This is a genomic window from Paenibacillus sp. P13VS, assembly GCF_015143645.1.
GTDB lineage: Bacteria > Bacillota > Bacilli > Paenibacillales > Paenibacillaceae > Paenibacillus > Paenibacillus xylanilyticus_A.
The window spans coordinates 98,285-111,296 of the sequence record NZ_WYEV01000013.1 but is presented as its reverse complement, the minus strand read 5'-3'; the positions used below and the strand labels follow the sequence as shown (position 1 = coordinate 111,296).

The 13,012-nt window shown below is 45.3% G+C and carries 12 protein-coding genes; 10 read left to right on the top strand and 2 right to left on the bottom strand.

Annotated elements, in window-relative coordinates:
• Window positions 1–28: 28 nt before the first annotated feature.
• Window positions 29–1,390: a GntP family permease gene (locus tag GUA98_RS25095; protein ID WP_153980506.1), complete on the bottom strand. Its 1,362-nt coding sequence runs from the start codon at window positions 1,388–1,390 to the stop codon at window positions 29–31.
• Window positions 1,391–1,601: 211 nt separating this feature from the next.
• Window positions 1,602–2,276, bottom strand: coding sequence for a GntR family transcriptional regulator (locus GUA98_RS25090; protein WP_193724754.1), 675 nt, complete (start codon window positions 2,274–2,276; stop codon window positions 1,602–1,604).
• Between the two features lie 806 nt (window positions 2,277–3,082).
• Here GUA98_RS25090 and rpmH point away from each other — a divergent pair.
• From rpmH to GUA98_RS25040, 10 genes are all read left to right on the top strand, one after another.
• Window positions 3,083–3,217 carry a 50S ribosomal protein L34 gene (rpmH, locus tag GUA98_RS25085; RefSeq protein ID WP_024629517.1) on the top strand — a complete coding sequence of 45 codons (135 nt, stop codon included), beginning with the start codon at window positions 3,083–3,085 and terminating at the stop codon, window positions 3,215–3,217.
• Window positions 3,218–3,497: 280 nt separating this feature from the next.
• Entirely contained in the window at window positions 3,498–3,848 is a 351-nt protein-coding gene (rnpA, locus tag GUA98_RS25080; protein ID WP_095293513.1) for a ribonuclease P protein component, read from the top strand.
• A 74-nt stretch (window positions 3,849–3,922) separates the two neighbouring features.
• The gene (locus tag GUA98_RS25075) at window positions 3,923–4,801 is read left to right on the top strand and encodes a YidC/Oxa1 family membrane protein insertase (protein ID WP_154894407.1); all 879 of its coding nucleotides are present in this window, start codon (window positions 3,923–3,925) and stop codon (window positions 4,799–4,801) included.
• Window positions 4,798–5,499, top strand: coding sequence for an RNA-binding cell elongation regulator Jag/EloR (jag, locus tag GUA98_RS25070; RefSeq protein ID WP_095293511.1), 702 nt, complete (start codon window positions 4,798–4,800; stop codon window positions 5,497–5,499). The genes GUA98_RS25075 and jag overlap by 4 nt, the downstream gene beginning before the upstream one ends.
• Window positions 5,500–5,647: 148 nt before the next feature.
• Entirely contained in the window at window positions 5,648–7,024 is a 1,377-nt protein-coding gene (gene mnmE, locus GUA98_RS25065) for a tRNA uridine-5-carboxymethylaminomethyl(34) synthesis GTPase MnmE (RefSeq protein ID WP_193724753.1), read from the top strand.
• A gap of 211 nt (window positions 7,025–7,235) precedes the next feature.
• Window positions 7,236–9,125, top strand: a complete 1,890-nt coding sequence (gene mnmG / locus GUA98_RS25060) for a tRNA uridine-5-carboxymethylaminomethyl(34) synthesis enzyme MnmG (protein ID WP_193724752.1) — start codon at window positions 7,236–7,238, stop codon at window positions 9,123–9,125.
• Entirely contained in the window at window positions 9,125–9,850 is a 726-nt protein-coding gene (rsmG, locus tag GUA98_RS25055) for a 16S rRNA (guanine(527)-N(7))-methyltransferase RsmG (RefSeq protein ID WP_193724751.1), read from the top strand. Before mnmG ends, rsmG begins: the two co-directional genes overlap by 1 nt.
• Window positions 9,851–10,348: 498 nt before the next feature.
• The gene (noc, locus tag GUA98_RS25050) at window positions 10,349–11,167 is read left to right on the top strand and encodes a nucleoid occlusion protein (RefSeq protein WP_153980500.1); all 819 of its coding nucleotides are present in this window, start codon (window positions 10,349–10,351) and stop codon (window positions 11,165–11,167) included.
• 189 nt (window positions 11,168–11,356) lie between these two features.
• The gene (locus GUA98_RS25045; RefSeq protein WP_095293506.1) at window positions 11,357–12,118 is read left to right on the top strand and encodes a ParA family protein; all 762 of its coding nucleotides are present in this window, start codon (window positions 11,357–11,359) and stop codon (window positions 12,116–12,118) included.
• The gene (locus GUA98_RS25040; RefSeq protein ID WP_193724750.1) at window positions 12,111–12,956 is read left to right on the top strand and encodes a ParB/RepB/Spo0J family partition protein; all 846 of its coding nucleotides are present in this window, start codon (window positions 12,111–12,113) and stop codon (window positions 12,954–12,956) included. Before GUA98_RS25045 ends, GUA98_RS25040 begins: the two co-directional genes overlap by 8 nt.
• Window positions 12,957–13,012: the final 56 nt, after the last annotated feature.

The following is a 13,012-nucleotide window of genomic DNA, read 5'->3' as shown; positions in this document are numbered from 1 at the left end:
TTTATCTTCTAATAGATGCGATCTTGTCTTAGATTACGGTACTCAGCAGCAAAATAAAGATCAATCCGACAACGGATAGTAGTGTTTCCATAACGGTCCACGTTTTCAGTGTCTGAGAGACACTCATATTAAAGAACTCTTTAATCATCCAGAAGCCTGCGTCATTCACGTGGGACAAAACAAGTGATCCCGCACCAGTAGCAAGTACAACCAGTTCAATGTTGGCTCCTGGAGTCAGCGCAAGAACCGGAGCAACGATCCCCGCTGCTGTTGTCATAGCAACCGTTGCAGAGCCTGTGGCTACACGAATCAATGCCGCAACCAGCCAAGCAAACAGGATGACGTTGATATTGGCGTGAGTGGCAACTTCTGCAATCGCATTGCCGACACCGCTATTAATCAAGACCTGTTTAAACGCACCGCCCCCACCAATAATGAGGATGATGGTTGCCGTAGGCGCCAGACATTCACTGGTGAAACGGGAAATGTCGTGTTTGGTAAAACCGCGTGCGAAGCCGAGTGAAAAGAGGGCAAACACAACAGATATCAACAGGGCAATAATCTCATGCCCAATAAACTCACAAAAGACTGTAAAGCTGCTTGTGGCATTGGGATCTACGATATTGGCGATGGAGCCAATTAGCATCAGGATGACTGGCAGCAAAATCGTAAACAGGGTAATGCCGAACCCTGGAAGATTGGTGTTTTTCTTCGTTGCGAACTGCTCTGCCAGCTCCGCTGGCGGTTCCGTGTGTATTCTTTTGCCGATAAACTTACCAAACAAGGGACCTGCGATAATCGCGGTCGGAATACCAACAATGAGGGAGTACAAAATGGTTTTCCCCAAATCCGCGTTGAATGCATCAATAGCGATCATAGGAGCGGGATGTGGTGGAACCAGACCATGTACAGTCGACAGACCTGCCAAAATCGGGATCCCGATCTGCAGAAGAGACATATTGGTTTTACGTGCAACGGTGAAAATGATTGGAATCAGCAGAATCACGCCAACTTCGAAGAAGACAGGGATACCTACGATAAACCCAACGATCATCATGGCCCAGTGCACACGTTTCACACCAAAGCGATCGACCAGTGTGGTTGCAATGCGCTCGGCACCGCCTGATTCGGCCATCATTTTACCCAGCATCGTGCCAAGCCCGATGACAATAGCTATGGTTCCAAGCGTACCACCGAGTCCACCTGTAATGGAAGAGATCACATCAGCGGGTTTCATACCAGCAAGCAAACCAAGCATTAAAGCGGATATTAAAAGGGTAACGAAGGGATTCCATTTATATTTGGAGATCAACACGATCAGAAATACGATCGCAATCAATGTCCACACCAACAATGTTGCATTATGGGATAGTCCAAAAAGAGTGCTCATGATGTATGCTCCTTTGTTTTGAATATAAACGCTTACAAGTGAATTTGCCGTCAGGGAAGTTTGTCTCCCTTTAATATGCCCAAAAATTGAAACTAAATCGCATTTTGTATACTTGTCGACAACTTGGTTGACAATCCATCCAATTGGATGTGATTGCAGACGGTGGTCATTATTTAAACCAAAGTCGAAAAATATAAACTTTCTGACATGATCAGGAGTCGAAGCTCTCATGCAGGGTTTTGCCGGAATCTTGAAAGTACGTACGCACGCCGGCCTGAATGGATGCTTTGTCACCTGACTCTAGTGCTTCAATCAGCAATTGGTGTTTTTGAATTACAGCGCTTACTTTTGGATGGCCCTGATCAAACACCCTGCGGGTTGTTAGCAGCATAACCGTCATGACAACATAACGAATGCTTCTCCATAAATGTGAAATACGGGAATGCTCGGCCGCCTCAATGATGGTCTCATGAAAAGTCAGATCCTGAAAAGCAAACTCGACGGCATCCTGATGCCGACCTGCCAGCTCCATTTTGTCCAGTATATTACGAAGCGAAGTAATCAATTGCTCGGGAACAGACCCTGCTAGTCGCTGCTGGACAAAGCTTTCAATTAAAAAACGCACGTCGTACAGCTCTTCAACATCCTTGATTTTCAATCCAAGGACAACGACACCCATCCGTTCAAGCCGAATCAGTCCTTCATTCGACAATGTTCTCAGGGCTTCGCGGACAGGTGAACGACTGCTGTCAAAATCAGCGGCAATTCGATTTTCAGACAAAATCTCTCCAGGACGCAGGGTTCCACTGATGATGCGCAGCCTTAATTCGCAGGCGATGGCTTCCCCACGGGAAGCTCCCTGCAGCCAGGAAGAAGGAAACAACATAATGGCTAACGCTCCTATTCAAGTAATCAGTTCTCTAGGTCCAGTACTCGGTAATCCATCTCAGGTGGACCTGTACACTGATCATAGCATAACCTTTTTGCAGTTTGCATGCTGCCTGATTAAGAAGCGAAAGTCCAAAACCTATTTTCCTAATACCGTTTTCAAAGAGCCGAAGATCAGTACTTTTGTAAATCAAAAAGAGTGTTAGGTAATGCGGATGTTCTCTTCATGAATACTTAAGTATACTTGTATACAAGATGATGATTTTTATCCTACACCTTTCTTGAAAGCTTGTAAACCTTCAGATTAAAGCGGATACATCAAATTTTAAACAAGGTCCAATATTCAATAAAATGTACTACATAAGTTAAGAAAATAATTAGAGAATTTGTCGCCTTCAGTAGAAAGAAAATAATGTATAAAAGGAAAGCTCCAATACGAATAAAACGTAGTAGAATTCGTTATCCACATGTGAATAACTTCTGGTTAATGAAGTGGATGGTGAGAGATGAGAGAGAGGTCCAAATTAGGGTGTGGATAACCGTTGGAGTGATGGATGAAGTGACAGCGCGAGGCTTGTTGGGGATAACTTTTTTCGCTTCAAAAATTATTTTATTCAAATCAAAATCTACTAAAGTGTTACGAGCTCTGAGGGGCAGGCTGGAAAGGGCTATAAAAAGAGGGAGAAGCTAAGTGGGTTAGAGTTGACTTTTCCAGGTGTACGTGGTTAAATGTATAAAGGTGTTTTCTGTGAAGATGAAAATGATTCATCACATAAGTATTTCCTTGTAAGGAGGTGCAATACATTGAGACCTACATTCAAACCGAACGTAAGCAAACGTAAAAAAGTTCATGGTTTCCGGAAAAGAATGAGCACGAGCAACGGCCGTAAAGTTTTGGCTGCACGTCGCCTGAAAGGCCGTAAAGTCCTGAGTGCTTAATGCATGAGAAGACCACCGAGGTGGTCTTTTTTTTCTTAAATGAGTCATTTCAGACTGGATGCTGATATAGATCGGGTCTGAATTGGCTGCGAAAAAGGGCGAAAGTGTCTATTTCTTTATTGAAGAAGGATCTAATCCGTCACGAAATTTTTAAAAAAGTTACCTTATATATAATGAAGTTGTCGTTAGAACAGTTTACCGTTATTCAAGAAAGCCTATACTAAATCAGTAATGAGGCCTCCGTCAATATGGATGGTGGAGAACAGCAAGGAGAAGCGCCGTGTATAAAAGACTGCGTTTGCGAAACCGGGCGGACTTTAGCCGCGTATACCGGTATGGGAAATCTTTTGCCAATCATCAATTTGTGGTGTATGGCTGCCGCCGTAAAGATACGGAGCAATTCCGGGTGGGTGTATCGTGCAGCAAGAAAATCGGAAACGCTGTCGTACGAAACCGGATGAGACGCATGATTAAGGAAATTATAAGGCACCATGAAAAAGAGATTGTCACACAGATGGACCTGATCTTCATTGTGAGAAAAGGTGCGCTGGACATGACCTATCAGGAAATGGAGAAAAGCCTGCTGCACGTTATGCGCAAAGCGGCTCTTCTTAAGCCTAACAAACGGTAAGCTTCGGTTTATTTGTCCTCCTAATTATGGTATGATTTACGGTGGAATGGAATGGTTAAGAGAGGGGTTATGAAGTGTCGCGATTGAAGACATCAAAGGGGAAGTGGATTCTCCTCATTGCAGTCATTGCAATGGTCACCGTACTAGCGGGGTGTACTCCGCAAGGCTCCGGGGTTACGACGGAAGATCTGAAAAACAGTGACTCATTCTGGCAAAGCAATGTTGTTTACTGGTTCTCACTGGCGCTCGATACATTCGCCAACTGGTTTAACGGTGAATATGGACTAGCTGTCCTAGTCATGGTGCTGATTGTGCGGACGTTGATTTTGCCACTAACAATGAAGCAGGTCCGCAGCTCCAAAGCCATGCAGGCAATTCAGCCGCAGTTGAAGGAGATTCAAGCCAAGTATAAAGATACACCTGAGAAAGTTCAGCAAGAAACGATGAAGTTGTTTCAGGAGAACAAAGTTAATCCGATGGCGGGTTGTCTACCACTTCTGATTCAGATGCCGATTTACATCGCACTTTATAACTCAATTTACGGTAACTCCAGTCTGAGAACACATGACTTCTTGTGGCTCCAGCTCGGAGCGCCGGATCACCTGTTTATACTGCCTGTGCTGGCTGCCATTACAACATTCATTCAAACATGGATGATGATGCGCATGAATCCTGCACAACAGGTTGGACCAATGCAGTTCATGCTGTGGGTATACCCAATCTTGATTTTCGTAATGTCTTACCAGTTCCCGTCAGCGTTGCCGCTGTACTGGTTCTACAGTAACATCTACACGATCGTGCAAAACTATTTCCTTTACCGGAATAATGATAAAGTCGTGGCTGAAGTCAACGTGAAGCAGAATAGTTCCTCTAAAAATGGAGCTAAACGCAAAAACGGTGGCAAGGCAACCGTCTCTGGAAAAGGGTCGAAAGGGGCCAAAAAATCGAAATGACCAAAGTCATTGCGTCAGGAAAAACCGTTGAAGATGCTGTAAACCAAGGATTGGCTGAGCTTGGCGTGAGCCGGGACAAGGTCGAGATACAAGTGTTAGAGCAGCCGTCAAAAGGATTCCTGGGTTTGATCGGGGTAAAGGCGGCGAAAGTTGAAGTGAAACTTCTGCCTGTGCCCGAAGCTGTACCACAGCGGGTCGAACCGGCCGCACATGTACCTCAGGTTGAAGCTAAGCTTGAGGATGTCGCAGCTAAAAATCCCTATGAGGAAGCGGCTGCTTTCTTAAAAGAAGTAGCAGCAGGTATGGGACTGGATGTTGAAGTGGATATCAAAAAGCAGCGGGATGGACATATCTTCAATATTGCCGGGGAGGATCTTGGCATGATTATTGGCAGACGTGGACAGACGCTGGATGCACTTCAATATCTAACGAACATTGTAGCTAACCGTTATTCGGAAAGTTTCGTTCGAATTGTACTGGACGCGGAGAATTTCCGCCAACGCCGCCGGAAGACACTTGAGGATCTGGCTGAACGTCTTGCTGGACAAGCGATCCGTTCTGGCAAGGAAGTGGTTCTGGAGCCGATGCCTCCACTCGAACGCAAGGTCATTCATGCGAAACTGCAAAACCACCCGCAGATTAAGACGTACAGTAAGGGCGAAGAGCCCAATCGGCGTGTGGTCATCATGACGAAATAACACGAAATTGAAGACGCAATGGCTTCCTGCCCGGTGCAGAAGCCATTGCTTTTTTCGTAGATAAGTATATTGGTAAGAACTCATAAAGTGAAATTTACATGTGGTCCGTAAGGACAACCATTTTAAAATAGAGCAGGGAGAGATAACGATGATCAGTGATACGATCACAGCGATATCCACGGCTGTTGGGGAAGCGGGCATAGCCGTTATCCGGGTTAGCGGTCCGGATGCAGTATCGGAGACGGAGAAAATTTTCCGCAGTAAAACCCCTTTGACCCAAGCCGCATCTCATACAGTTCACTACGGTCATATCATAGAACCTGGTAGTGGAGAGAACATTGAAGAAGTACTGGTTACGGTCATGCGGGCACCTCGTTCGTTTACGACAGAAGATGTGGTTGAGATTAGTGCTCATGGTGGAGTAGTCTCCGTGAAGCGGGTTCTGGATCTGCTGCTTCAGCTCAATATTCGTCTTGCGGAGCCGGGTGAGTTCACGAAGCGTGCTTTCCTGAATGGACGGATCGATCTGTCACAGGCGGAAGGCGTTATGGATCTTATTCGTTCCAAATCGGATCGAGCATTCTCTGTAGCACTTAAACAAGTGGAGGGAAAGCTCTCTTCCAAACTGCGTGATCTGAGACATACGTTGGTGGAAACGCTGGCTCACATTGAAGTGAACATTGACTATCCCGAGCATGATGTAGAGTCCTTAACTGCTGATTTTATTAAAGAAAAATCCAGTCTGGTAATGACTGAAATTGATAAATTGCTGGTAACGGCAGAACAGGGCAAGATACTACGTGAAGGAATTACGACGGCGATTGTAGGACGGCCAAACGTAGGGAAATCCTCTTTGCTGAATGCACTCGCTCAGGATAATCGGGCAATTGTAACGGACATTCCGGGAACAACACGTGACGTCATTGAGGAATTTGTAACGATTAACAACATTCCGCTCAAGCTGCTGGATACAGCCGGCATTCGGGAAACGATGGACGTTGTCGAGAGAATCGGGGTAGAACGCTCACGCTCCGCAGTAGCAGAGGCAGATCTGTTGTTGATGGTAATCAATGCGGCAGAACCATTGCATGAGGATGAGATTGAATTACTGGAACAAATCCGCGGTAGACAATCAATTATCATTATGAATAAAATGGACTTAGCTCCGCAGGCTGACCGCGACATTTTGCTACGCTACATCCCGGAAGAGCGTCTTGTTCCGATGTCAGTGAAGGATGATCTGGGTGTTGATCGTCTGGAAGAGGCCATCTCCACCTTGTTCTTCAGCGGCAAGCTGGAATCGGCTGACTTGACGTATGTCAGCAATGTACGTCATATTGCTTTGCTCAAAAAGGCAAAACAGTCCTTGATTGACGCATATGAAGCTGCTGAACAGCTCATTCCAATCGACATGATTCAGATTGATGTGCGTCTGGCGTGGGAGCACCTTGGTGAGATTGTGGGCGATACGGCACATGATGCATTGATTGACCAGATTTTCTCCCAGTTCTGTCTAGGAAAGTAAAATGAACAAACATACTTCCTCTGAAAAGTAGTATGTTTGTTCATTTCTTGTGAATGGTCAGCATAGCAATGACGTCTGTAGGAATCACAGACTTGATGGCTTGATATAGATCGGAATGTCCCTGGCTGAATAGGGAGAGCATTCAAATTTTTTTACAATAGACCGTGGGCATGGAATTCAAACGTGCTGCGGCATAAGGAGGTAAACAAGAATGGCTTTTGATGGCGGCAGCTATGATGTAATTGTCGTTGGTGCTGGACATGCGGGTGTGGAATCGGCACTGGCCGCAGCCCGTATAGGTTCCAGAACACTGATGATTACAATAAATCTGGATATGGTGGCCTTCATGCCTTGTAACCCATCCATTGGGGGGCCGGCTAAAGGACATGTCGTGCGCGAAATTGATGCGCTTGGCGGTGAGATGGGACGGAATATCGATAAGACGTTTATTCAGATGAGAATGCTCAACACAGGGAAAGGTCCTGCAGTGCACGCTCTGCGGGCTCAGGCAGACAAATTCTCTTATCAGCACAAAATGAAAGAAACGATGGAGAACGAGCGTAACCTCACTATGCGTCAAGGCATGGTGGATCGCTTGATCGTCGAAGACGGGAAATGTGTGGGGGTAGTGACGCAGACGGGTACAGAGTACCGTGCTCAGGCTGTTGTTTTGACTACAGGCACATATCTGCGCGGTAAAGTCATTATGGGTGAATTGATGTACGAAAGCGGACCGAACAACCAACAGCCTTCACTCAAATTGTCTGAGCATCTGCGGGAACTTGGATTCGATCTGGTTCGTTTCAAAACAGGTACACCACCTCGTGTGCATAAGGATACAATTGATTTCAGCAAAACGGAAATTCAGCCTGGTGATGATGAGCCGAAGTTCTTTTCATATGAGACAGAGTCTTCCGAAAATGAACAGCTGCCATGCTGGTTGACTTACACTTCAGTTGAAACGCATCAGATCATTAATGATAACCTGCATCGTGCACCGATGTTCTCAGGTGTCATTGAAGGTACGGGACCGCGTTACTGCCCATCCATTGAAGACAAAATTGTTCGTTTCAGCGATAAGCCGAAACATCAGATCTTCCTGGAGCCAGAAGGCAAAAATACATCCGAGTATTATGTACAAGGACTATCTACCAGCCTGCCGGAGGATGTTCAGCTTGCTGTCCTTCGCTCGATTCCCGGAATGGAAAAAGTGGAAATGATGCGTAATGGATACGCCATTGAATACGATGCGATGGTACCTACACAGCTCTGGCCTTCACTTGAAACCAAACGTCTACCAGGTCTGTTCACGGCCGGACAAATCAATGGTACTTCCGGTTATGAAGAAGCGGCAGGACAGGGGATCATGGCTGGGATTAACGCTGCACGCAAAGTACAAGGCAAAGAGCCTGTTATTTTGGATCGTTCCCAAGGCTATATCGGCGTGTTGATTGATGATCTGGTGACTAAGGGAACAAACGAGCCATATCGTTTGCTCACATCACGTGCCGAGTATCGTTTGCTGCTTCGTCATGATAATGCAGATCTGCGTTTGACCGAGATTGGTCATGATATTGGTCTGGTTTCAGAGGAGCGTTATGCTAAATTCCTCGACAAAAAAGCCAAAGTGGATGCAGAGGTTGAACGTCTAAAAGCGGCTAAAGCACGCCCTGCGGATGTGAATCCGAAGCTTGAAGAGTTTGGCTCGACTCCAATTCAGGATGGAAGCACACTGCTTACCCTATTGCGTCGTCCGGAAATTACGTATGACTGGGTTGAACAGGTTTCACCTTCTGAGGTAGAACTGACAGCAGATATGAAGGAACAAGTAGAGATTCAAATCAAATATGCGGGTTATATTGAGAAACAATTGATCCACGTGGAACGTTTGCAGAAGATGGAGAAAAAGAAAATTCCGGATACGATTGAGTACAATGATGTTCATGGTTTGGCTATGGAAGCGAAGCAAAAACTATCCACGATCCGTCCCATTTCAATTGGGCAGGCTTCCCGGATTGCTGGGGTAACTCCTGCAGACATTTCCATTCTGCTCGTCTACTTGGAGCATTATAACCGTGTAACCGCAGCAAGGGGACAATAATGGACGATATTCAACAGCAATTGCAGCTTCGATTGAAAGAGCATGGTTTGGAGCTCGATGAACGTCAGCTGGAACAGTTTGAACTGTATTTTCAGCAGCTGGTTTCCTGGAATGAAAAGATGAACCTGACAGGGATAACGGAACGGGAACAGGTGTATACGAAGCATTTTTATGACTCGGTATCTCTGGCTTTCTATACGGATATGGCCAAAGTGGAAAAGCTTGCGGATATTGGATCTGGGGCAGGCTTTCCCGGTATTCCGCTCAAGATATGCTTCCCACATATAAAGCTGACCATTATTGATTCACTCAACAAACGCATTGGGTTCCTGCAGCATGTCGTGGATACCCTGGGTCTAACCGAGGTTGAATTAATTCATGGCCGGGCAGAAGAGCTGGGGCGCAAAGAAGGATATCGGGACAGCTACGATCTGGTTACTGCCCGCGCAGTAGCTAAGCTGGCAGTACTGAATGAATTCTGTTTGCCTTTCGTTCGAAAAGGTGGGATGTTTGCCGCAATGAAAGGCGGAGACCCTCGTGAAGAAATGAAGGAAGCAGAATTTAGCTTCAATCAGCTGAGAGGACGGGTAAAAGCCGTTCATCCATTCCAGCTGCCCGTGGAGGAGTCAGCGCGTCATATCATCTTGATACAGAAGTTTGATAAAACGCCTCACAAGTATCCTCGTAAACCGGGGACTCCACTCAAGACACCATTGGTACAGTAAATCAATGTTGGGTAAACCAATATACTTTGCTTACTTTATGGGCGATCGATTTATACAATAATTAGTCGTGCATGTCGTAGTCAGATTAGAAAAATATTGAAGGGGATGTTTCACGTGAAACATCCTCTTTTTATTTTCAGATACATATTGCAAATCTAGTACCATTTTAAAATAAACTGATGAAAAAAAGGGCGAAAACGAGGGTAAAACCGACAAGATGCTCGGAGGAAAAGCAGGAAAATTAGGAGGGTTTAAAGAATAGGTTAGAATAGGATTATGATAGAAAAGATGATAGAATAGAAGTAGCCGATCCTGTGTATCAGAGATCATAGATTATATATAAATAGATTTGGCATGAAGTATAGACATTTCATCAGAACGTGGATTTAGAAAGCAAAACTTATTCGAAGAACGACAACATATGAGGGGTCGCATATAGAATAGGAAGCACCTGCACTCCTGCGGGAGCTATTACGAAACTAGGTGGTAATATACGGAATGAAAGAACAATTTTCGAAGTTGTTTGGTTTGGCGGAGCGCAATAACGGAGATGAAGTGAAACAAATTCCGGTAGGTGAAATAGTAAGCAGCCCTTATCAACCTCGTACGATTTTTGACGATGATAAAATTGATGAGTTGTTGCAGACAATCAAAACCCATGGAGTCATTCAACCCATTGTTGTCCGTGTGCGGAATGGATCATATGAGATTATTGCCGGGGAACGTCGCTGGCGTGCGGTTCGAAAACTGGGACTAGAGCATATTCCAGCCATTGTGCGCGAATTTAATGACTCTCAGGCCGCTTCCATTGCCTTGATTGAGAACCTGCAGCGTGAAGGCCTCACGGCTATTGAAGAAGCGGTTGCATATCAAAAGTTGATTGATCTTCACCAATTGACGCAAGAGAGTCTTGCGCAGCGATTAGGCAAAAGCCAATCAACCATTGCCAATAAAATTCGGTTGTTACAACTCCCGGAAGGGATTAAGACTGCACTGATGGAACGGAAAATATCCGAGCGTCATGCAAGAGCTTTGCTTTCACTGGACTCGGAAGAACTACAAATGAAATTGCTCAGCGAGATTATTGATAAAGAGCTGAACGTAAAACAAACCGAAGCAAGGGTTGCCTTTTACAAGGAAGCTTCCAAAATCAAAAAGTCCAAACGCATCTCATTTACCAAAGATGTCAGACTTGCGCTAAATACGATCCGTCAATCCATTGATATGGTATCTGGTTCTGGTATGGATATCAAAACAAAAGAAGCCGATCACGAAGATCATTATGAGATCGTCATTCATATTCCTAAACGCAAATAGTTGAAGCTTAAGGCGGCAATGGGGCCGCTTTTTCTGTCTATAGAGCTGGTTGAAGTCTGGTGTATTGAAGAACGTGCTTGAAGAACGGAACGGTAGTTGTTGTTTTTGTGGACGATAGCCACCTGCTTTTAGTTAACTGTATCTCACAACCTACAAGAAAAGACTCCTATTTTATTTGAGGTGAAGTAATTGTCTAAGATTATGGCCGTAGCAAATCAAAAGGGCGGTGTGGGGAAAACGACGACATCTGTTAACTTGGGTGCAGGACTGGCTTCACTCGGGAAAAGGGTACTGCTTGTCGATATTGACCCTCAGGGAAATACGACTAGTGGAGTCGGAATCAACAAAGCAGATGTGGCCAATTGTATATATGATGTCATCATTAATGAAGTACATCCTCAGGAAGCCATTGTGGAAACCCAAATTGAAGGGCTTCATATCATCCCTGCAACGATACAACTTGCCGGAGCCGAGATTGAGTTGGTATCCACCATATCACGTGAAGTTCGTTTGAAAAAATCACTCGCCATGGTGAAAAAAAACTATGATTACATACTGATCGATTGCCCACCATCTCTTGGCATGTTAACGATCAACTCGTTAACCGCTTCCGACTCGGTGATCATTCCGATCCAGTGTGAGTACTACGCACTTGAAGGGCTAAGCCAACTGCTTAACACGGTTCGCCTCGTGCAGAAACATTTGAATACCTCTCTGCAAATAGAGGGAGTGCTGCTCACCATGTTTGATGCCCGTACAAACCTGGGGATTCAGGTGATTGAAGAAGTGAAGAAGTATTTCCAACAAAAGGTATATCAAACGATTATTCCGCGTAATGTGCGACTTAGTGAAGCCCCTTCACATGGGCAGTCCATTATTACGTATGATCCCCGTTCACGAGGAGCAGAAGTGTATTTAGAGCTCGCAAAGGAAGTGATATCGTATGAGTAAGCGGCTCGGAAAAGGTCTGGATGCCCTCATTCCATCGCTTTCAATAAATGACGATGACAAGGTTGTAGAAATTCCAATTGCCCAGTTGCGGGCAAACCCTTATCAGCCACGTAAGGTATTTGATGAGGATGCGATTCATGAACTGGCAGAGTCCATACGTCAACACGGTGTGATACAGCCAATTATCGTACGTACTGTACTGAGAGGTTATGAGATTATTGCCGGGGAACGGCGATTTAGAGCTTCTCAATATTGCGGTAATGCAACAGTGCCTGCAGTTGTTCGCAATTTTAGTGATCAGCAGGTTATGGAAATTGCTCTGATTGAGAATTTGCAACGGGAAAATCTCAACGCGATGGAATTGGCTGTAGCCTATCAAGGCCTGATGGATCAGTTCTCTCTGACACAGGAAGAGCTGTCTGTCAAAGTGGGAAAATCCCGTTCTCACATTGCAAACTTCTTGCGTTTGCTTTCGCTGCCGGAAGAAGTGAAAGACCATGTTTCACGTGGAACATTATCCATGGGTCATGCACGCGCCATAGTTGGTGTGAAGGATCAGGATATGGTGAAACAGCTGGCCAAACAAACCATTGACCAACAATGGAGTGTACGTGAACTGGAAGAAGCGGTACAGCAGCTGGATCGTTCCAAGGCGGGAGAAGCCAAGGCCAAATCCAAACTCAAGAAAAAGGATCCATTTATTGATACGGTGGAGGAATCCTTGCGCGAGCGTTTCAAAACAACCGTGAAGATAAAGCACAACAAAGATAAAGGCAAAATCGAGCTCAACTACTACAGCAAACAGGATCTGGAGCGATTGTTAGAACTGCTGCAATAGACAAACCTGTAGATTAACTTACAACACGCGGGGCTTTTCATCTGATGACATATCGC